The organism is Micromonospora sp. NPDC005215, from assembly GCF_040607915.1.
In the GTDB taxonomy this organism is placed as follows: domain Bacteria; phylum Actinomycetota; class Actinomycetes; order Mycobacteriales; family Micromonosporaceae; genus Micromonospora.
The window spans coordinates 18,206-38,163 of sequence record NZ_JBEXHQ010000043.1; the positions used below are offsets into that span (position 1 = coordinate 18,206).

At 68.7% G+C, this 19,958-nt stretch carries 17 protein-coding genes and 2 pseudogenes; 9 read left to right on the plus strand and 10 right to left on the minus strand.

Going from position 1 to position 19,958, the window contains the following annotated elements:
- Positions 1-99: 99 nt before the first annotated feature.
- The 5 genes and pseudogenes from ABZU25_RS26365 (at position 100) to ABZU25_RS26385 (ending at position 5,188) form a co-directional block, all read left to right on the plus strand.
- A complete protein-coding gene (locus ABZU25_RS26365) occupies positions 100-861 on the plus strand; it encodes an ABC transporter ATP-binding protein (protein ID WP_355032052.1) in 762 nt (253 codons plus the stop codon).
- Positions 858-3,329, plus strand: coding sequence for an FtsX-like permease family protein (locus tag ABZU25_RS26370; RefSeq protein WP_355032053.1), 2,472 nt, complete (start codon positions 858-860; stop codon positions 3,327-3,329). The genes ABZU25_RS26365 and ABZU25_RS26370 overlap by 4 nt, the downstream gene beginning before the upstream one ends.
- An 87-nt stretch (positions 3,330-3,416) precedes the next feature.
- Positions 3,417-3,563, plus strand: a pseudogene (locus ABZU25_RS26375) (DUF5984 family protein); the annotation flags it as partial.
- 156 nt (positions 3,564-3,719) lie between these two features.
- A complete protein-coding gene (locus ABZU25_RS26380; protein ID WP_355032090.1) occupies positions 3,720-4,364 on the plus strand; it encodes an alpha/beta hydrolase in 645 nt (214 codons plus the stop codon).
- Between the two features lie 131 nt (positions 4,365-4,495).
- On the plus strand, positions 4,496-5,188 hold the full coding sequence (locus ABZU25_RS26385) for a hypothetical protein (protein ID WP_355032054.1): 693 nt from the start codon (positions 4,496-4,498) through the stop codon (positions 5,186-5,188).
- A gap of 533 nt (positions 5,189-5,721) precedes the next feature.
- Here ABZU25_RS26385 and ABZU25_RS26390 read toward each other — a convergent pair.
- The gene (locus ABZU25_RS26390; RefSeq protein ID WP_355032055.1) at positions 5,722-6,486 is read right to left on the minus strand and encodes a class I SAM-dependent methyltransferase; all 765 of its coding nucleotides are present in this window, start codon (positions 6,484-6,486) and stop codon (positions 5,722-5,724) included.
- 664 nt (positions 6,487-7,150) lie between these two features.
- On the minus strand, positions 7,151-7,324 hold the full coding sequence (locus ABZU25_RS26395) for a hypothetical protein (RefSeq protein WP_167457586.1): 174 nt from the start codon (positions 7,322-7,324) through the stop codon (positions 7,151-7,153).
- Between the two features lie 258 nt (positions 7,325-7,582).
- Between ABZU25_RS26395 and ABZU25_RS26400 the strand changes: the two genes are divergently transcribed.
- Positions 7,583-9,079, plus strand: a complete 1,497-nt coding sequence (locus ABZU25_RS26400) for a sulfatase (protein WP_355032056.1) — start codon at positions 7,583-7,585, stop codon at positions 9,077-9,079.
- A gap of 93 nt (positions 9,080-9,172) precedes the next feature.
- Positions 9,173-9,497: pseudogene (locus ABZU25_RS26405) on the plus strand (transposase); the annotation flags it as partial.
- Between the two features lie 267 nt (positions 9,498-9,764).
- On the opposite strand, the gene ABZU25_RS26410 reads toward ABZU25_RS26405, so the two are convergent.
- From ABZU25_RS26410 to ABZU25_RS26440, 7 genes are all read right to left on the minus strand, one after another.
- A complete protein-coding gene (locus tag ABZU25_RS26410; protein ID WP_355032057.1) occupies positions 9,765-10,211 on the minus strand; it encodes an SRPBCC family protein in 447 nt (148 codons plus the stop codon).
- Positions 10,212-10,634: 423 nt separating this feature from the next.
- The gene (locus tag ABZU25_RS26415) at positions 10,635-11,294 is read right to left on the minus strand and encodes a DUF998 domain-containing protein (RefSeq protein WP_355032058.1); all 660 of its coding nucleotides are present in this window, start codon (positions 11,292-11,294) and stop codon (positions 10,635-10,637) included.
- Positions 11,295-11,585: 291 nt separating this feature from the next.
- Complete coding sequence (locus ABZU25_RS26420; RefSeq protein ID WP_355032059.1) at positions 11,586-12,806, minus strand: low temperature requirement protein A; 1,221 nt, start codon at positions 12,804-12,806, stop codon at positions 11,586-11,588.
- 102 nt (positions 12,807-12,908) lie between these two features.
- Positions 12,909-13,499, minus strand: a complete 591-nt coding sequence (locus ABZU25_RS26425; RefSeq protein WP_355032060.1) for a TetR/AcrR family transcriptional regulator — start codon at positions 13,497-13,499, stop codon at positions 12,909-12,911.
- Positions 13,492-14,328: an alpha/beta hydrolase gene (locus ABZU25_RS26430; protein ID WP_355032061.1), complete on the minus strand. Its 837-nt coding sequence runs from the start codon at positions 14,326-14,328 to the stop codon at positions 13,492-13,494. Before ABZU25_RS26430 ends, ABZU25_RS26425 begins: the two co-directional genes overlap by 8 nt.
- Before the next feature lie 590 nt (positions 14,329-14,918).
- Positions 14,919-15,233, minus strand: a complete 315-nt coding sequence (locus tag ABZU25_RS26435; RefSeq protein ID WP_355032062.1) for a transposase — start codon at positions 15,231-15,233, stop codon at positions 14,919-14,921.
- Between the two features lie 807 nt (positions 15,234-16,040).
- Positions 16,041-16,541 carry a nuclear transport factor 2 family protein gene (locus ABZU25_RS26440; RefSeq protein WP_355032063.1) on the minus strand — a complete coding sequence of 167 codons (501 nt, stop codon included), beginning with the start codon at positions 16,539-16,541 and terminating at the stop codon, positions 16,041-16,043.
- 72 nt (positions 16,542-16,613) lie between these two features.
- Between ABZU25_RS26440 and ABZU25_RS26445 the strand changes: the two genes are divergently transcribed.
- On the plus strand, positions 16,614-17,153 hold the full coding sequence (locus ABZU25_RS26445; RefSeq protein WP_355032064.1) for a helix-turn-helix domain-containing protein: 540 nt from the start codon (positions 16,614-16,616) through the stop codon (positions 17,151-17,153).
- Between the two features lie 594 nt (positions 17,154-17,747).
- On the opposite strand, the gene ABZU25_RS26450 is transcribed toward ABZU25_RS26445, so the two are convergent.
- Positions 17,748-18,704: a hypothetical protein gene (locus tag ABZU25_RS26450; protein WP_355032065.1), complete on the minus strand. Its 957-nt coding sequence runs from the start codon at positions 18,702-18,704 to the stop codon at positions 17,748-17,750.
- 381 nt (positions 18,705-19,085) lie between these two features.
- Between ABZU25_RS26450 and ABZU25_RS26455 the strand changes: the two genes are divergently transcribed.
- Entirely contained in the window at positions 19,086-19,958 is an 873-nt protein-coding gene (locus ABZU25_RS26455; RefSeq protein ID WP_355032066.1) for a prephenate dehydrogenase, read from the plus strand.

Below are 19,958 nucleotides of genomic sequence, written 5' to 3' on the forward strand. Positions count from 1 at the left end.
CCGGACCTGGCAGCCCGCGGGATGGTCGCCGTTCTCCCACGTCAATAGCGTTTCTGGTGCGCGCAGTTCTTGCCGATGACACGGAGAGAGGCCACCAGAATGCCGGATTATCCGGGACAGACCATCGAACCGGCGGTACGCGTCGAACAACTCACCCGCGTGTACGACGCCGGCCGTAACCAGGTGACTGCGCTTGCGGGCATCGATGTCGGCTTCGACCGGGGCACCTTCACCGCGGTGATGGGGCCCTCGGGCTCCGGCAAGAGCACGCTGCTGCAGACCGCGGCCGGGCTCGACCGGCCCACCTCCGGTCGGGTGGTCATCGGAGGCACCGACCTGTCCGGGCTGTCCGAGACCCGCCTGACCGAGCTGCGTCGTACACGGATCGGGTTTGTCTTCCAGGCATTCAACCTGATCGGCGCGCTCACCGTCGAGGAGAACATCGTGCTGCCCCTGCGCCTGGCCGGCGTCCGTCCGGACCGGGCCTGGCTGACCCAGGTGGTCGAGCGCGTCGGCCTCACCGACCGACTGCACCACCGGCCGGCCGCGCTCTCCGGTGGCCAGCAGCAGCGGGTGGCGATCGCCCGGGCGCTGGCCACCCGCCCCGAGGTGATCTTCTCAGACGAGCCCACCGGCGCTCTCGACTCGCGGAGCGCGGCGGAGGTGCTGACGCTGTTGCGCGCGGTCGTGGACGAACATGGGCTGACCGTGGTGATGGTGACCCACGATCCGATCGCCGCGTCGTACGCGGACCGCGTGCTCGTGTTGGCCGACGGCGCGATCGTCGCCGACCTTCCGCAGCTCGGAGCCGCCCGTATCGCCGAGCACCTGGCGTCGCTGGATCGGCGGGCCCTCCGATGACCGGGCTGGCCGCCCGCCTGCTGCGGCACCGCGCCGGCCCCGCCGCCGCGACCCTGCTGGCGCTGATCGCCGGCGTGCTGATCCTGGTGGCGATGGGCACCCTCGTCGAGTCTGGGCTGCGTTTCCGGGCGGAGCCACGGCTCTGGGCGACGGCCGACGTGGTCGTCGCCAACCGCACGGTCAGCCACACGTTCGAAGAGTTCGACGGCGAAACCACCACGAGCACCGTCACGCTGCCCGAGGGCGGCACTGTGGACGCGGCCCTGGTGGACCGGATCCGCCAGGTGCCGGGCGTCGCGGCCGTCACCGGCGACGAAGGGGTGCTGATCGGCTCACCCGCTGCCGTGGGACACGGCTGGGACACGTACGCCTTCACCGGTCGTCCCATCGGCGCGGGTGCCGCGCCACGGGCCGACGACGAGGTGCTTGTCGACACCCGGCTCGGCGTGGCACCCGGCGACCGCATCGACCTGGTCGTCGGCGGGGTCGGGCGGTCGTACCTGGTGAGCGGAACCGCCGAGACCGGTTCGGCGGCCGTCTTCTTCACCGACGCGCAGGCCGCCCGGTTGTCCGCCCACCCGGGCCGGGTGGATGCGATCGGCGTGCGGATGGTGCCCGGCGCCGACCTCGGCGCGGTACGCGAGATCGCGTCGGCGGCCGGTGCCACGACATACGCCGGGAAAGACCGTGGGAACGTCGAGCAGTCGGAGAACCAGGCCGCCCAGACGTTGCTGGTCGGGGCCGGATCGGCTTTCGGGGGGTACGTCGTCCTGCTGATCGTCTTCGTGGTGGCCGGCACTATCGGGCTGTCCGTCCGGCACCGTCGACGTGACCTGGCGTTGCTGCGCGCGGTCGCGGCCACGCCGGGGCAGGTGCGCCGCATGCTGATCGCCGAGGCCGCGCTGCTCGCCCTGGTCGGCTCTGCGATCGGCGGCCCGGCCGGCCTGCTGGCGGCCCGCTGGGTGCACGGCGAACTGGTCGGGCGGGGGTTCGTGCCGGCCAGCTTCCCGATGGCCGGCGGCCTGTTCGCGGTGCCGGCCGCGGTCGGTACGGCGGTCCTCGTGGCGGTGCTCGCCGCGTTGGTCGCCGCACGCCGGGTCACCGGGATCAAGCCGATCGAGGCGCTCGGCGAGATCGCTGTCGAGCCTCGGCGTAGCGGCCGGGTGCGGCTGATCGCCGGCGTGCTGACGCTGGCGGCGGCCGGCACCTCCGGGGCGTTCACGCTCGGCGCCGCCGGGTCGACCGGGGCACTGGCCGGCGCGGTCGGCATGCTGTACCTGTTCGTCATCGCGGTGGCGCTGCTCGCACCGAGGATCAACGCGTACGCGGCACGCCTGCTCACACCGTTGTTGCCGCGGGTGTGGCGGGTCAGCGGCTACCTGGCTGCGGCCAATCTGCGGGCCAACGCGCAGGGCATGGCGACCGTCCTGACCGCCCTCGTGCTGTCCGTGGGGTTCGGCGGCTCGGTCTGGTTCCTGCAGACCAACCTGGAACGGCAGACCACCACGCAGAGCAGCGCGGGAACCCTCGCCGAGCGGGTGCTTGTCGCTCCGGGTGGGCTGCCGGCGGGCGCCGCGCGGGAGGTCCGCGAGTTGGCCGGGGTGCAGGCGGCCACTGGTGTGCACCGTACGCAGGTGCTGGTGCGGGGGCTCGACGGAATCGAGCCGGTCGGCGCGCAGTCGGTCGACCCGGCGGGCATCACGTCGACGATGGACCTCGCCGTGCGCGAGGGCAACCTGGCCGACCTGCGCGCGGGCACGGTCGCCGTGTCTGCGATGCAGGCGTCCTCGTCCGGCTGGGAAGTCGGCGATCAGGCGGAACTCTGGCTGGGCGATGGCACCCCGGTCACGTTGGACGTTATCGCGGTCTACGGCCGTGGCCTCGGCTTCGGCGACGTCACACTGGCTGCCGAGACGGTCGCCGGGCACACGGCCGGGAACACCAACGACGAGGTCCTGGTCAGCGCCGGCCCGGAGGCCGACACCGCGTTGGCCACGTGGTCGGCAGGGCAACCGGGCACCGAGGTTCTCGACGCCGCCACCCGTACGCGACTGATCAGCACCGATCTGGCGCTCGGCGCCTGGCTGAACCGGCTGCTGATCGGCGTGATGGTGGGGTACGCGGCGCTGGCGGCGGCCACCACGATGGTGATGGCCGCGCTGGCCCGCCGCCGCGAGTTGGCGTTGCTACAACTCGTCGGGGTCACCCGCCGTCAGATTCGCGCGATGGTCCAGGCCGAACAGGCCGGGCTGCTCGGCACCGCGGTGCTGATCGGCGCGACGATCGCGGCGCTGACCCTCAGCGCGATCGTCAACGGACTGACCGGCAGCCGGATCCCGTACGTCCCGCCGCTCGGTTGGGTGGCGGTGCTCGGCGGCACGACACTGCTGGCGTTGGCAACCACTGTGTGGCCCGTCCGACGGCTGCTCAACGCCCCTCCGATCGACAACATCGGTGTGAAGGAGTAGGCGTCGCGGCTCGAATATCGGCGACCGTGCCGCCTTCGCAGACATCGCTGAGGCGGCACTGTCGCCCTGGTGTCTCACCGCGAACTGATGGACACCGTGGGGCAGCGGGTCGAGGAGCTGGAACGCCGCGGCGGCGGGCTGTCTGGCGTGGACCTCGACCTCGTCCACCTGCGGCGAAACCACGAAGAGCGGCGGCATTGGCTTGCCAAGAACCTCGACCGCTCCCCGAAAACGTTGTCCGCCAAGGTGCCCACCTGCTGCTCGGTGACGTCGGACGGACCGACACCCCAACCGGCTGGGCAAGCCTTCGAGCGTGTGACCGGGACAGCATCCGCTCATCGGGTAAGCCGCGAGCGGTGGCTGTCGTACCCATGTGTGAGGCTCCGGGGCATGGCGACTTTCGTTCTGATCCACGGCGGCGGGGGCAGCGCCTGGGACTGGCATCTCCTTGTCCCCGAGCTGACCAGCCGCGGCCACGACGTGGTAGTACCGGAACTGCCGATCGCGGACACGTCCGCCGGGTTCGCCGAGTTCTGCCAGACGGTCGTCAACGCGATCGGCGACCGGAGCGATCTCGTGGTCGTCGGACACTCGTACGGTGCGCTCACCGCGCCGCTCATTGCCGACAAGCTGCCGGTACGGCTGATCGTCCTGCTCACACCGATGGTCCCCAAGCCCGGTGAGAGACCCGGTGACTGGTGGGCCAACACCGACTACCGCAGCGCAGAAGGGCTCAGCGAGGAGCAGCAGTTCTACAACGGTGTGCCGGCCGAGATCGTCGCGGAGGCAGCAGCACACAGCCGGGACCAGGTCAGCGCGGAAGGAAACGAGCCGTGGCCCCTGGACGCCTGGCCGGACGTGCCGACGACGGTGCTCATCGCACGCGAGGACCGGTTCTTCTCGCCGGACTTCCAGCGCCGTGTGGCCGCCGACCGACTCGGCGTCACCCCGGACGAGATAGACGGCGGCCACTCGGTAGCGCTCAGCCACCCGAAGCAACTCGCCGACCGGCTAACCGCGTACCTGCTGCCCTGAAGTCGGGACCACCCCGGTCCGAACCTTCGGGCACCTCAGGGAGACGAAGATGGTCGCACAACAGCGAGCTCTCGGCGGCATGTGCGGATGCCGACGGCGAGGCAGAATCTGATCCCGGATATGTTCGTGCGATGAGTGACCGGTTACCAAGCGGTGGTATCCAGGTATCGCCGGGCGACCTTCCGGCACTCGAAGCCCGCTGGGCGGGATGCTGGACGCCGCACGAAGTCGGACAACGCCTGGCCGGCATCTCCGTGCCCTGGTACGTGGCGGCGGGCTGGGCGCTTGACCTGTTCCGCGGTGAGCAGACCCGCGACCACCACGACATCGAGATTGGCGTACCCGCCGGGCGGTTCCCGGAGATTCGCGAGCGCTTCGCCGAGTTCACCTTCGATGCGGTCGGCGACGCCCGGATTTGGGAAGCGGCGACGCCGCAGGTACTGAATGCCACTCGGCAAACGTGGCTGCGCGATCCGGCGACCGGACGCTACCTGCTTGATGTCCTCCGTGAGCCGCACGACGGCGAAATGTGGATCTGCCGAAGAGACGAGACGATCAGGCTGCCCTACGCCGAGATCATCCGGCACACCGTGGACCGGATCCCCTACTTGACACCCGAGCTCGTCCTTCTCTTCAAGGCCAAGCACGTGCGCCCCAAGGACCAGGCCGACTTCGACGGCGTACTCCCGCTGCTGACCCGTACCCAGCGCAAGACGCTGTCCCGGCTGTTGACGCGAACACATCCAGGACACACCTGGCTGGCGGCCTTGTCGACCCCGTTCGCAGCGGGCCACGGCACTGGTAGCCCGACGTCCCCGTACTGATCTCGGAAGATGGGGATCTCGCTGCCGCCAAGGACACCCCCGGACCTCGACGCCTTCGGATCCGCCGAAGCGGTCATCACAGAGGACGCGCTGGTCACGGCGTCGTGGCATAGCGGACGCGCCCTACTGCCTCCCAGCGCTGACGCCTCCGGGTCCGCCGAAGAAGCCACCACAGAGGATGCGCTGGTCAGGGCGTCGCGAGTGGGATCGGTGTGGCGGTCGATGCTGGCGGCGTACCCGTCGCAGGTCGGGTCGTTCCTCGACCCGACCACCTTCCTCGACGTGGTCGTAGCCGGCGGTGAGAGCGTCACGCGATTCCTCGACATCTGGGGCCTCACGCTGAGCTCGGCGGCAGATCACCACCTAGCCGACACGGTGCACGGACTCAACGTCGCGGAACGGAGGCCGGCCGCACTGGCTACCTGGCTGCGCCGCGAGACGGTCCGCGACCGGCTGTATCGGACGTTCGAGCGTGACCACGCCACGCCCTGGGGTGACGACCTGGCCCGGGTCTACGACCTTGGCGATGCCGATCAGCGACGAGCTGTGACGATCCAGGCGCGCGAGTCGAAGTACACGCCACCGTCGGTCTGGTGGGCGTCGAGGGTGGCGCGCAGCCGCGTGCGGGCCTGCTCGGCGGCCGCTGCGTCGAGGGTGGCGAGCAGGTCTTTGAATTCCCACAGACGAAACACGGCATCGAAGGCGGCGGCGCTGTCCGGACCGTAGTACACGGGTACGTGCACGTCAGTGAAGTTGACATCCGCGAAGCCGGCCGCCACCAGGATGCCTTCCGTGACGGTCGGGTCGGCGAGGGAGAACGGGCCCGGACCGCGGGACTCGGCTGAGGCGGTGGTGAAGGTCCCGCGGATCGCGGTGGCCCACTCATTGCAATCGCGGTCTTGCCACACCAGCAGCACCAGGCGCGCGGCGGGACGCAGGGCGTGGCTGATATTGGTGAACGCGGCGACCGGGTCGGCGAAGAACATCGTTCCGAACCTGCTGATACAGAGGTCGAAATGCGTAGGTGGGAAGCGGTGAACCTGGGCGTCCGCCTGCTGAAAGGTGATGTTGGGCAATCCTTCGTCGTCAGTGAGCTGACGGGCTCGTTCGAGCATCGGCGCGGAGAGATCAACGCCTGTCGCGCTTCCGTTCACAGCGGCGCGGGCGGCCTCGCGTGTTGTCTGGCCGGTGCCACAGCCAATGTCGAGTACGCGGTCGTGAGAGCCGACGCGGGCAGCGGCGCGGAAGAGTTCGTTGTGCAGGCGCAATTCGGCGTCATAGTCGAACAGGTCGGACATCACCGTCACCGGATCCTCTCGATACCCCTTTTCGACCGGGCCGCCGAGCCTACGCCTTCGCTGCCACCGGCAAGGCCCGGTTTCCGGTCGAGCTGTTCCGCGATCGAGAAGCACGTCCGGCGTACCTGCTGCGGCGTGCGGCCCAGCCCGTAGGCAGCGTGCCGCATCGCCGCCCACTTCGGGCGGCGATCTCCGCCTGCCGGGTCACGGCCTCGTCGTCGGACGCGTCCGGCGGGATGTCGGCTCGGTAGGCATCGTCGGCGGCGAATCCGCAGCTCACCGGTGCCGAATGTAAGCCGCACATACGGGAAAGCCCGTCACCGGCTACTCCGGCAACGGGCTTCTGACCTGCACAAACTCAGGGTGGGCGATGCTGGTATCGAACCAGCGACCTCTTCGGTGTGAAACAGGACGCCGCACCTGCTCTGACCTGGGTAAACGTGGAGCCGCAGGCAGGGGTGGGTGCAGTTGAGGAACGTTCGATGCCGTTGGGCGCAGTTCAAGGCTGTTCAGGGCACCCCGTTGCTCCCCACCTGCTCCCCCAAACCGGGCTCGCGGTAGCCGGCGGCGGATGCGGATCCGGTGGGCGGCGCCCCGACGTCTTGGGCGCCGTCGGCGGCGGCATCGGCGGTCGGGCTGGTGTCGCGCTCGATCGCGGACGGATCTATGCCGGCTCGCGCACACCGCCGGCGTTGCCACCATCGTCTGGCATCGGTTCGGCCGGGGCTTCGGGCAGTTCGTCCGGCGCGCCAGGCAGAAGGACGCCCGCGTCGTCGGGCACCGGTTCACGCGGGTCGATGGGCGGATACTGTTCGGGGTCGAGATCCGGTCCAGTCATCAGGCGAGTATCCGTCGTCTTCCGGACTGCCGCTCGTCGGGCCCGCGAGCCGGGCGGCCTTCCCCTCGCCTTAAGCGACTGGCGGCACTGATCCGTCGGCTGCCTGTCACCTCGGGCGGTGCTCATCGGCGTCGGCCAGAGCCCACTCGCCCCGATGGCCACGGTGGCGCGGGCCGGGCTGTGCGGCTACCGGGGTGTTGATCGGATCATCACCACTTGTTGAATAGATCCTGACAAATTTCAACCAAGCTTGGCAGCATGGCTATCACTTACCGACGCCTCCTCGCCGCCACCCTCGTGGCCGGGCTGACACTGCTCGCGGCCTGGACACCGGCACGCGGCGCGGAGCCCGCTCCCCCGGCGCCCACCGCCACCGCACCCAACATCATCTTCGTGCTCGTTGATGACCTCGCGTGGAACCTCGTGCAATACCTCCCGCAGGTGCAGCGACTACAGAGCGAAGGAGTCACCTTCACCAACTACACGGTGACCGACTCGCTGTGCTGCCCGTCCCGCTCCTCGGTCCTCACCGGCCAGTTCCCACACGACACCGGCGTGTTCACCAATGGTGGAGCCGACGGTGGATTCGCGGTCTTCAAGGGCCGGGGTAACGAGAACAGAACCTTCGCGACCGCATTGCAGGGCAAGGGCTACCGAACCGGTTTCATGGGCAAGTACCTCAATGGCTACCTGCCGGCGGATACACAGGGTGGTTCGCTGCCGTACGTCCCACCTGGCTGGTCGGAGTGGTACGTGGCGGGCAACGGGTACTCCGAGTACAACTACGACCTCAACGAGAACCACACCGTCGTCCACTACGGCGACCAGCCGGCCGACTATCTGACCAACGTGCTGTCGCGCAAGGGCAAGGACTTCATCCAGCGCTCGGCGGCGACGAACACTCCCTTCCTGCTGGAGGTCTCGACCTTCGCCCCGCACAGCCCGTTCACCCCGGCCAACCAAGACCTCGACGACTTTCCCGGCCTCACCGCCCCGCGCACTGCGGCGTACGACCGACTGCCCACCAACCCGCCGTCCTGGCTGGCCGGCAACGGGCCGCTGAGTGCGCAGGAGAAGAGCACCCTGGACGCGAACTTTCGCAAGCGTGCCCAATCGGTGCAGGCGGTCGATCGACTGATCGGCAACCTGCGCGCCCAACTCACCACCAGCGGCATCGCCGACAACACCTACGTGGTGTTCAGCTCCGACAACGGCTTTCACATGGGCGAGTACCGGCTGACCGGGGGTAAGCAAACCGCCTTCGACACCGACGTGCGAGTCCCGCTCGTCGTCGCCGGGCCGGGCGTCGTCCAAGGATCGCAGCGTGCCGAGATCGTGCAGAACATCGACCTGGCACCAACCTTCCAACGCATAGGCGCCGCCGACGTCGGCACGCACGTCGACGGGCGCAACCTGCTCCCCCTTGCCCAGGGCGATCCGGGGCCGAACTGGCGTACCGGGGCGTTGATCGAGCACCACGGCCCCAACCAGGCATCCGACGACCCCGATGCCCAGGACCGGCGTAACGGCAGCCCAGTCACCTACGAGGCCCTACGGACAGCGACCTACACCTACGTCGAGTACTCGAACGGCGAACGGGAGTACTACAACCGGACCATCGACCCCCACCAGCTCAACAACATCGCCGCCGGGCTCTCGATAACGCGACTGGCGGCGCTGCACGATGCGCTTGCGGCGTACGTCGGCTGCCACAGCCACTCGGCGTGCTGGACGGCAGGTCACGTGCCTGCCTGACGGCGCACCAACCGACACCGGCCCTGACCTGCGGCTTCGCGCTGTTGCAGGCCAGGGCCGATCGCCGTCCTCGCCGGGCCGGGACGCATGTGGCGCACGGTCAACGTTCACGCCCTGGTCGCGGTCGGCGTCAACGCCGACGGGCAGCGGGAGGTATTGGGTCTGGACGTCGCTTCCGAGGAAGACGGAGCCGGGTGGCTTGCGTTCCTGCGGTCGCTGACCGCCCGCGGCCTGACTGGCGTTTAGCTCGTCATCTCCGATGCCCACCGCGGTCTCATCGCCGCGATCGGCGCCGCCCTACCCGGGCGGCGTGCAACGCTGCCGCACCCACTACCTGCGCAACCTGCTGACGAAAGTCCCCAAGTCGGCGCAGCCGTGGATCGCGACGCTGGTGCGCACGGTCTTCGACCAGCCCGACGCCGACGCTGTCCGGGCCCAATTCGAACCGCTCAGGCACGGTGACGGGTATGGGAGGCGAGATGCGCCGTGTCCGGGGCAGCTGAGTGCGCCCGGTCTGCCTTCCCGTCAATGACGCGCTGACTCCTTGCGCGAGGGGCTGACGGTTGTTGGTGGCGCCGGAGGTTGACCGGCACGGCAAGGATCATCAGTCGCGTTCGGTGAGGGCCAGGTCCGTGCGTCGCCCCGGACCGGGAGAGAGTTCTGGGGCATCACATCGCGTCCTCGGTCACCTGACCCGCTGCGCCGCGGCTGCCAACGACTGGAGCCAGACCCGGATGGACTCGGCCAGCAACCTGCGAGCCTGCTCGGGGTCGGCGTCCACGGGTGGGCCGGCCCAACTTTCCTCGGTAACGACGCGCGTTCCGTCGCCGTCGGGGAAAAACGTCCAGACGTGCCGACCCTCGATGCCGGCAGCCGGACCACCCCACACCGTACGGTGCTGGGGCTCGACAGCACGGATCGTCGAGTCGATGGAAAGCCCGCCGGTCTCCCAATGGAAGACCGCCCCGGTGGCGAACGTCCCGTCGAGCCGGGCGACCGAGACGTCGTCCCGCCAACTGGTCCAGCCATTGATGTCAGTGTGCAATCGCCATACCTCGGCGATCGCCGCGTCGATGCGGATTTCGTCTCGCACGATCACCGGCGCACTACGGTCGACGTCGAACTCGGTCATTCGCCATCCTCCATGTAGATCAGCAGTTCAGTCTTCTAGCATCGGCATCACCCGACCGTGGCTGGTTCACCGGCGCCCCGGCCTCGTGTGTGTGCAAGTACCCCTTGTCGTCAAGGTCAGAAACGGGCAACTACCTCAGGCACCGACGCGCCCAATCAGCGGCCGTGATCGAGTGCGCTGTCATCGGCGGCCCGCGCACTCGCGCGCGGGTCGCTTCATGATCGTCTGCATGGAGGGTGAACGGGTTCCGGAGCTACCGCCGGCACTATCGGCGGTAGAGATCCACAGGTGGTCCCGGTTCTCGCGAACATCTCGGCACAACGGCGCAGGCAACGTGGCGCCGAAAGTCGCGAACAGCTGGCGCCCGAACTCGCGAACGAAGCCAGACGGCCTTGCCGGAGAACGACATGTGGAGCTGGCGGGTCAGTTGCTTGTGGATGCCGTGTTTGTGGATGCACTGGTCGCGGCGACGCGGGGTGCGCCAGAGTTGCCTCGGCTGCGGAGGAGTGCGGTGGCGACGGCGAGTTGCCAGATGACGATGGTGTAGACGGAGCCGCGTTCGATCGCGCCCGAGGGCAGGCCGGCATCGAAGGTGAGGAAGAGAGCGGTTACGGAGGCCAGGCCGAATGCTCCGGCGACGATGCTGACGAGGCCGATCAGCCGCGTCTGGGGAGTCTTTCGCCAGTGGATGCCCAGGACGAGGGCAAGCACGTTCCCGCCGAGGATCGCCAGCGTTGCCCCGGTGAAGTGCAGGGGAAGCGTGCCGTTCTGCTGCGCCTGCAGGGAACCGTGGAAGGTTCCGACAAGGATGTAGCCGATCATGGTCACGATCCCCGTCACGGCGGTGAAGGTACGCAACCGCCCGCTGATCATCCGCGACAGCAGCACTGTGGCGATCCCGAAGAGCAGGCCCTGAACGATGAATCCGGAGTTCATGACGACGTGCAGCGGCGAGTCGAGTTCGCGGCCTTGGAACACCCCGGCCGTTGCGGATCCGAGGTCGCTGATCCAGTTGTCGGCGTAGCTGTAGCTAGGCGATTTCCACGCCGCGGCCGTGATCGCTTCGGCGGCGAGATAGATCACCGGGCCCAGCAGGAAGGCGGCAGCGGCGAGGGGCCGGAGCTTGTTCATGATGTTTCCATTTCCGTCTAGGTGACTGATTGGGGTCAGTCGTATTTGGAGGGAGAGGTGTGTTCGGAGGCTGAGTGACAGCGGTTTTAAGGTGACACACTCGCCCGTAGGCGATGAAGCGCTGCACGGCTTCGGGACCGGCGCCGGACGTCAACCCAACGAGCTGCGTGGTCTTGGCGAGGCCCGCGACGGACCGCATCGCGGCTCTCCGGGATGATGACCCTCCTGCCAAATGAGCCGCGATCATCGTGGCCCCAGTCGTCGTTCGAACCAGAGGTGGGCCAGGACTATCAGGGCCAGGTAGACCACGAGCATTCGGCCGCTGACGGCGGTGGCGAGCAGGCCGAGCAGGAGCGGGGCCGCGATACCCGTGATGACCCGTGAGACCGTCCTCTGCAGGTCGGAACTGTGGCTGACGACGCTGGTGAGCACGCCGAGGGTGAAGTAGGCCGCGACCGCGCCGCACAGCAGCCAGCGGCCTTGCTCGGGCAGCGGGTCGGCGCCGTGCCTGACCACCATCGAGAGCGGCACGGCGACGGTGGCGACGACGCCCGTGACCAGGCAGTGCAGGCCGAGGGCGGCGCGGGTGGGGATCCGGCCGGCGCGCAGGTGCGGCAGGCCGGCGTATCCGAAGACCACGGACAGGCCGAACATGCCGGCCAGCAGAACAAAGGACGCCATGGCGGTGGCCAGCAGGCCGATGCTGTACCGCGCCTCGCTGGCGGCGGTCACGACCTGCACCACCGACTCGCCCAGCACGATGATCACGAAGAGTCCCAGCCGCTCGGAGAGGTGGGCCGGCTCGACCGACACCCCGTGCACGACCGGTCCCGTGCTGTCGGGGCGGACTCCTGATCGTGGCCGACGCCGAGTATGTTCCTGCGCGGTGAGGTACGACTGGACCCGCTGGAGAACCCTGCTGGCGGAGAGGACCAGGATCAGCAGCAGGTCGAGGCCGACTCCTACTGCCCAGAGCGCGAGCTTCCAGTGCCCGTGGACCCAGAGCGACGCGAACCAGGGCAGCAGTCCTACCGAGTACTGCACCACCGGGAAGTCCAGCAATACTGCGCCGCGTTGCCATGACTTGGACCCGTAGACGCGGGTGGCGATGTATGCGATCGCGAAGACGTTGAGCGGAAAAACGTCGCTGCCGTGCTCGAGCACGGTGTGCGCCACGCCTGGCACGGACGCGGCCATCACCCCGAGGCCGAACATGCCAACCATCAGCCGTAGCACGCGGGTCTGGCCGGCGGCGACGTTGCTGTACAGCATGAACGTCGTCCAGGACAGCCACAGCGCCAGGAACAGCAGTGCATAGAGACCGAGCGCCGTGGCGTCCAGTTCGGATCCGAGCACGTGTGCCAGGGCGGCCACGCCGGCCACCGCCACGAGGTCGAAGAACAGCTCGGCCCAGCTCGCGTGCCGCTCGATCCTGGTGTCCTGGGGCTCTTCGTCGATGTTCACCACCAGTGGCCGCCGGGTGGTCGTGTCCGGGTGATCGTGGGTGCACGCGTGATGCTGATGCCGGTCCTCCGCGATGATGTGGTCGGGTTCGTCGACGATCCGTCAGCGGGCGACGGTGCTGCTGCTGGTGACGGCGTGCAGGCCGCGGTCGAGAAAGTCGATCATCCAGGTGAAGCTGTCGTCGACGGATGCGTCGATCTGGAACCCGCCGGCTGCTTCCAGGGTCGAGAACCCGTGCAGGGCGCTGCGGAGCATCCGCAGGGCGTGAATCTCCTGGCTGGAGTCCAGGTGGTAGCCGCGCAGCATGGCCGCCCAGGAGGCGACGACCCGTTCGACGGCGGGGATGATCGGGTCGTCGGGCCCGGTCGGGCGGGAAGCAGCATCGCCGGCCGCGTACTGGCCGGGGTGTTCCCGCACGTAGGTCCGCATCGCCTGGGCGCCGGCGGCGAGGGCGTCGCTGCCGGCGCGACCCTGGATGGCGTCGCGAATGGCGTCAGCGAACTCGGCCATGGCCCGGACAGCGATGCGGTGGGCCAGATCGGCCTGGCTGGTGACGTGTTTGTAGAGCGCGGGGGTCTTGACTCCGAGCCGTTCGGCGACCAGGCCCATGCTGAGCTTCTCGAAGCCGATCTCGTCGATCAGGGCGGCGCCGGCCTCGGTGACCGACAGCGCGGTGAGCCGGGCCCTAGGCATTCGCCAGCGTCTTGTTCAGGAAAGGCCGGGCCAGCGCGAGGACCTGATCCGGTGTCTGCACGTGCGGGTAGTGACCGGCACCCTCGATGACGGCCAGCTCACCGAGACCCCCGGGCAGATCAGCGATGATCTTCTCGCCCTCGGCGCGGGGGTCGGCCCAGTCGGGGTCGAGGCTGCCCTCGATGACCAGGACCGGGCAGGTGACATTGGCCAGCTGCGCGCCGGCGTCGGTCGGGCTGGTCTTGCACATGGCCTGCAGGACCTTCATCCGGCCGGGCTCGTTCAGCTTCACCTCGATACGCGTCAGTTCGGCGTCCCAGTCGGTGGGCTTGACCGGATACGCCGCGTCGAGGTACTTCTTCCAGCTCGCCAGACTTCCCCGGACCATGACCTGCGCCATCTGGCTGTAACCGCGCCGGAAGCGCTTCACCCGCATCAGCCCGCCAAGGTCGAAGGGTTGTACGCGGGTGAATGGCGCCAGCTCGATGACGCCATTGATCAGATCGGGCGCGGTGGCTGCCGCGATGGTCGCCGCGCCGCCGCTGATCGACTGGCCGATGATCACGGCGGGGCCGCCGAGGTGGCGCACGACGGCGACGAGGTCGCCCGCGATGTCGGTGCGGCTGTAGCCGTTCCAGTCGAGGCTGGAGTCGCCGCAGCCGCGGATGTCGACGTTGGCGACCCGGTACCCGGCGGCGGCCAGGGCCGGAGCGAGGAAGCGGTAGGAGTGCCGGCTGTCGCCGATACCGTGCGCCAGGACGACGAGAGAGCCCCGCCCGGACACCTCGTAGGCGAGGGTGTTATCGGCGATGCTCAGGTACTCGGTCATGGCGACCTCCATAGGACTGGTTAACGGCGTTATCCGTTAGTTAGCGGCGTTAACTGCGCGCGTCAAGCGATCTTCCTCGACGGTCCCTCCCCGCAGCTTGGCGCTCGACCCGTCATCAACCACGCCGGTGTGTGGACGTTCACATGAGCGCGACATGGCGTCGTGCCCGACCGCCACCATGGACCCGCCGCCAGCTACACGGCCGCGCCGACGCACGCCCGAGCGAGCAGACGAAACCGTTCACCGGCAACGAACTGCTCACCGCCGACCGGTACGGCACTGAAAGCGAGCCGGGCCGGAGCCAGCCTCAGCGTCCTCGATCCGCCTGCTCACAAACCGGTTCGTCTCAACTCGGCGGACAAACTTCGATGGCAGAAACCCTCACGGGGACAAAGTCCGCTGGTACGAGGACATACCTCAATGGCAAGGACAGGTGATGTAGAGACATCCTGCGCTTATCCAGGGGGACAACAACGACGTGGCCAAGCCAGTCAAGGATGGCGAGCGCGAGGTCCAGTCCCGGAGGAACGGCGGCCAACACTCGCAGCGATCGTCGACTTGCCACAGAGGTTGAAAGGCCAGGGGTCGCGCTATCTCGGTGGTTCGGGTTCGAGGGTCATGCCGGTGCTGGCGAAGAAGCCGGCGAGGAGATCGGTCTGTTGCTGACACGCGCGTAGCCGACGTTTGACCAGTTCAGCGAGGTGGTCGACACCGCGGGCGGCGGTGTTGGTCAGGCCGCGTTTCATCCAGCGCCAGACGCCTTCGGTGGGGTCGAGGTCTGGTGCGTAGGCGGGTAGCCGGATCACGGTCAGCCACGGCCGGGCGGCGGTCGATACAGACTCCTCGAACATGGTCGCGGCCTGGATCCGGACCTTCTCACGCCGGACCCGGGCTGCCGCATTCATGCCACCACCAGCCGGATACCTCATACCTCCGGCCTACCGAACCCATCGACCCAGATCAGGCCGACACGCCGACGGACATCAGCCTTTCAACCTCTGTAGCCAGCAGTCCCCACTAGGGGCTGCAAATCAGGTCACGCAGCCGGGCGGGGTCCATGCCGGTCCGAACCCAGAGCCAGCCGCGCTGCTCCCAATCTGCTCCCAATGTAAGCCACACATACGGCGAAGCCCGTTACCAACGACTCCGGTAACGGGCTTCTGACCTGCACAAACTAAGGGTGGGCGATGCTGGTATCGAACCAGCGACCTCTTCGGTGTGAAACAGGACGCCGCGCTCATTCTGATCTGAGAGGCCACGGGTGGGGGCAGGTGCAGTTGAGCGCCGTTGTGCGCTATCGGATGCGTCAACGCCGTTCAGGACACCCGGCTGCTCCCACCCTGCTCCCCCGATCCCGGGCCCGTGGCCCTGGCGTCGCCCAGGCGCCTTGGGGCTCCGCTTCGGCACGTCTCCAGCGAGCAGTGCGAGGCCGACGACTCTGCGATCCAGCGTGACCGACCTGACCCCGGACGTCGGGCCCTAGGCCACTCCCCGGACCCGCCACCAACCACCCTAAACCCCTGGTTCGAGCGGCGCGTTGACATAAAGGGGGGCCAGGACAGTGCGCAGCTCATTCTGTGAACTCGCCTTGCGCGACGTCGTTTGCTGGTTGGGGAAGTCGGCGCGGCGGAGCCTATAGACCCGCTGCCGAGCCAACTTTCTCGCAAGCGACCCGAGAACGCCTGAGCCGGATCCCGCTGGGCCGCTGATCCTCACGACCGCGCCGGGCCCGGCCGGTCCGACGATTCGCCGGTTGTCAGTGCGGCGACCAGGGCGGGCAAGCGGCCGAACGCGCGGGCACCGGCCACGTGGTCGACGTAGTCGCGGGACTCGACGATCTCGCCGTCGCGGACCCGCACCACAAAGATGCACGGCATCGTGAAGGTGCGGCCGTCGATCACGCCGGCGTACCGGAACTCGAAGATCACGACCTCGGGATCGGCCGTCGTGTACACGTGGTCGTCGACGATGTCATAGCGCAGGACCCCAGTGGGGCGGCCAGGGCCGGCGGAAAAGTGTTCGCGCAACGCAGCCCGGCTGCACAGCGGGGTGTCGCCGAGGGGGTTCAGCGGGTGCCGCACGTCGGTGCGCTCGGCGTAGCAGGCGGCCAGTTCGTCGAACTGGGCCGCCTCCTCGGCCGCGGTGAGGCCGCCGCGCATGAGGCGACAGACCCCGACGGCCACGGTGCGGACGGTTTCTTCGGGTGTGCGCATGGTCTCTCCCTCTCAGCGAAGTCTGGACTCCGTTTACGATAGCAAAGTCGAGACTTCGGTTAGAGTGCTCCCATGCGCCAGGATGCACGGGAGAACCGCGAGCGCATCCTCGCCGCCGCCGACCACGTCTTCGGCACGCGTGGCGAAACCGGCTCGACCGAAGAGGTAGCGCGGCTAGCCGGCGTCGGCATCGCCACCGTGTTCCGGCACTTCCCGACGAAGGAGGCACTGGTCGAGGCCGCGCTGGTGCGGCACTTCATCGGCCTGCTCGGCCGCGCCCGGGCCGCGGCCACCGCACCCGACCCGTCTGCGGCACTGTCCACGCTGATCCACGAGATGATCGAGAGAGGCGCCAGCAAGCTCACGCTGGCCTCGATGCTGGGCGACCATGCGCCGCCGGCCATCGTCGCGGTGTCGACCGAGCTCAAGTCGGCGGTCGACACGGCGCTGCGCCGCGCCCAGGCCGCCGGCAGCGTCCGGCCGGATGTCGGTGTCGAGGAGCTCTACCTGCTAATCCGCGGCCTGGCCCAGACCACCGCGGCGACGCCAGTTCCGGCAGCCGTGCTCGATCGCGCCGTCGAGGTTATCCTGGCCGGCTTCGCCACCCGGTGATCTTCGGCGGACGGGGGCCGCCGCCTGGGCCGCGATGCGCAGAGACAGATATCAATGGGCTCCTTCCAGCGCTGATCCGTTCCAACGGCCGGCGCGAACCGGCGAGGCGGTCAGATCCATCGGGCCTGCAGCTTGACCACTTCGGTGCTCTCTGGGAGGTCACGCCGGACCGCTCGCCCACATCACCACAGGTCAAAGCCCTCGGCCCCGTCCAGCGTCGGTGAGCACTCCGGGCGCGATGACCACTTCGCCAACCGGCACCCAATCTGCTCCCGCTCGCGAGGCACGGCCATCTAGCAGCTCCTTACCGCCGCGGCCTGTGCACACACCCTTACGAGGGGACATAGAGCACTGTCGACTGCTGCGCGAAACTGCGGAGCACTGTGCGGGAAACAGGACGCCTCACCTGCTCTGACCTGTGCGAACTGCAGATGGGGGACGTTGGACGCCGTTGGGTGCAGTTCTAAGGACTTTCAGTGCACCCTGTTGCTCCCAGCCTGCTCCCCCGGTCATGGGTCCGCACCGGACCACCTTCGGATCGTTGACTATCCATCAACACCCGCATGAAGGCCTCTGGGCTTGAGGAACGAGCCCTCAACCCGCGTCGACGATTTCCACCGCAGGTGCGAAGTGTCGGATCGACGCCTCAATGCTCGGGCGGTTCAGCCGCCAGAAAGTCGCCGGCCGGCTGTCGGCGAGTACGGCCGGCGGTACGTGCGGGACGAGCGCCTGGTTCATCCGCCACAGGCCGCGCGAGCGCGCCGAACCCGGCAGAGGCGGTAAGCCGGGGCGCCGCCGCAGGCCGACGTACGGGACTGTGGTCGGGCCGGCCTGTTGCGTCCACAGCACGACAGCCTCAATGTCGGACCACGGCACCATCGCGGTGTGTGAGGACGGCCAGGGCGGCGTTTGTCCCAGAGTGACCCCGGCCGCGTCGACGCGCAGCGCCACGCGGCAGCTCAGCACGCTGAAGAGCCGCAGCAGCAGGAACACGCCGCCAAAGACGATGGCACCCAAGCCAGGGAGCGGTTCGTCGCGGAGAAGCGCAATGCCGACGGCGACGAAGACCGCGCTGCTAGGCATCAGGAGCAGATCGCGGCGGGTGAAGCCGAACCGCTCCTCGTACACCTCGCCCGGCTCCATCAGGCCACCCTCGGCGGCCTTGCCGCCAGACAACGGCGCCGTGGGTCGCTGAGTAACGGTGACGTAGGCGAAGGCTCCCAGCCAGCCGGCCACCGCGAAGCTGACCGCACCGTCCCATGGGGACGGCAGCCCCGCCAGGACCAGCCGGTACAGCAACAGGTAAGCAACGATCGTCACCGTCAGACCGACGCCAAGCGCCCACCAGCGATGCCGCGGACGGACCACCACCTGCCACCACAACAACACCAGCGGGCCGCCCGGAGCCAGCACCGCCGGACGCAACCACAGTCCCGGGTCACTGCCCCTCGCCGCACCGACCACGACGACAACGCCAAGCATGAGGAGCATCGCGAGGGGTGGCCCCAAAATCGCCCAGCGAAGGCGCAGGGAACTCGCATCGTCCGGCACACGGGAACAGTACGGGAGACCGTCCACCACGCCCGCCACTCACCAGCGCGCGTCTTCACCAGCCAACCCTGCCACCACCGTTGTCAACGCCTAATGCCGCCAAGATCAGGTGCTCTCTCATTGGCACGTCCGGACGGCACCCGGGCCAGCTCGGTGAGACGCTGGGTGGCACGCGGAGCGGCAGATGCGGTCACGGCCCCATCGATGGGACGCTTGGTCGGTGAAGGACGAACCGTGTGCCAGTCCGGACCCGGGCGCGCGGCCCGCGTAGGGTCCATATCGATTGGCGTCCGACGATGGACCCGTCACCGAGCCCAGGGTGCTCCTTCCGTCAGCCCACGATCCGAACATCAGCCCGGCCGTACCGCGGAGGAGAATCGGATGGGAGAAATCGGTCAAGTCGTCGTCATCGGCACCGGACTGATGGGGACCTCGGTGGCGCTGGCCCTGCGCAGAGCCGGGATCGGGGTGTGGCTGCGGGACCGCGATCCGGCCGCCCTGGAGCAGGCCGTCCGGCTCGGCGCCGGTCTGGCGTCCGACCCGGGCGCGCCGGTGGACCTCGCCGTCCTCGCCGTGCCGCCGGCGGCCGTCGCGGCGACGCTCCACGACTCCCAGCGAGACCGGATCGCCGGGTTCTACACCGATGTCGCGAGCGTCAAGTCATCGGTGTTCGCCGCGGCCGCAGCACGCGGCTGTGACCTGGCGACGTATGTTCCGGGCCACCCGATGGCCGGTGGGGAGAAGACCGGGCCCGGAGCGGCGCGCGCGGATCTGTTCGACGGTCGCGCCTGGGCCATCTGCCCCACCGCCGCGGTCCGTCCACGGGCCGTCGCGGTGGTGCGCTGGGCCGCCGAGCTCACCGGGGCGGTGCCGTACGAGATCGGCGCCGAGGAGCACGACCGGGCCGCCGCCCTGGTGTCACACCTGCCGCACCTGGTCTCCAGTGCCCTCGCGGCACAGCTCACCGCGGCCGACCCGGCGGCGCTGCGGTTGACCGGCGCCGGCGTGCGCGACGTAACCCGGGTCGCGGCCGGTGACGTCCCGCTCTGGGTGGACATCCTCCGCCAGAACGCCGACCGGGTGGCGGAGCGGATCGAGGCCGTCATCGAGGACCTGCAATCGGCGGCGACCGAGCTGCGGGCGCACGCCGCCGATCCCGTCGAGGCACCGGCCGACCGCGTGGCGGCCTTGGCAGCGTTGTTGCGCCGAGGCAACGACGGGCGCCGGCGCCTGGTGGCCGGGCAGGTCGCCTGA

Excerpts from the sequence above, each read along its gene's own strand:
- ABZU25_RS26365 (WP_355032052.1), top strand. The coding sequence starts at position 100 with ATGCCGGATTATCCGGGACAGACCATCGAACCGGCGGTACGCGTCGAA.
- ABZU25_RS26370 (WP_355032053.1), top strand. The coding sequence starts at position 858 with ATGACCGGGCTGGCCGCCCGCCTGCTGCGGCACCGCGCCGGCCCCGCC.
- ABZU25_RS26380 (WP_355032090.1), top strand. The coding sequence starts at position 3,720 with ATGGCGACTTTCGTTCTGATCCACGGCGGCGGGGGCAGCGCCTGGGAC.
- ABZU25_RS26385 (WP_355032054.1), top strand. The coding sequence starts at position 4,496 with ATGAGTGACCGGTTACCAAGCGGTGGTATCCAGGTATCGCCGGGCGAC.
- ABZU25_RS26390 (WP_355032055.1), bottom strand. The coding sequence starts at position 6,486 with ATGTCCGACCTGTTCGACTATGACGCCGAATTGCGCCTGCACAACGAA.
- ABZU25_RS26395 (WP_167457586.1), bottom strand. The coding sequence starts at position 7,324 with ATGACTGGACCGGATCTCGACCCCGAACAGTATCCGCCCATCGACCCG.
- ABZU25_RS26400 (WP_355032056.1), top strand. The coding sequence starts at position 7,583 with ATGGCTATCACTTACCGACGCCTCCTCGCCGCCACCCTCGTGGCCGGG.
- ABZU25_RS26410 (WP_355032057.1), bottom strand. The coding sequence starts at position 10,211 with ATGACCGAGTTCGACGTCGACCGTAGTGCGCCGGTGATCGTGCGAGAC.
- ABZU25_RS26425 (WP_355032060.1), bottom strand. The coding sequence starts at position 13,499 with ATGCCTAGGGCCCGGCTCACCGCGCTGTCGGTCACCGAGGCCGGCGCC.
- ABZU25_RS26430 (WP_355032061.1), bottom strand. The coding sequence starts at position 14,328 with ATGACCGAGTACCTGAGCATCGCCGATAACACCCTCGCCTACGAGGTG.
- ABZU25_RS26435 (WP_355032062.1), bottom strand. The coding sequence starts at position 15,233 with ATGAATGCGGCAGCCCGGGTCCGGCGTGAGAAGGTCCGGATCCAGGCC.
- ABZU25_RS26440 (WP_355032063.1), bottom strand. The coding sequence starts at position 16,541 with ATGCGCACACCCGAAGAAACCGTCCGCACCGTGGCCGTCGGGGTCTGT.
- ABZU25_RS26445 (WP_355032064.1), top strand. The coding sequence starts at position 16,614 with ATGCGCCAGGATGCACGGGAGAACCGCGAGCGCATCCTCGCCGCCGCC.
- ABZU25_RS26455 (WP_355032066.1), top strand. The coding sequence starts at position 19,086 with ATGGGAGAAATCGGTCAAGTCGTCGTCATCGGCACCGGACTGATGGGG.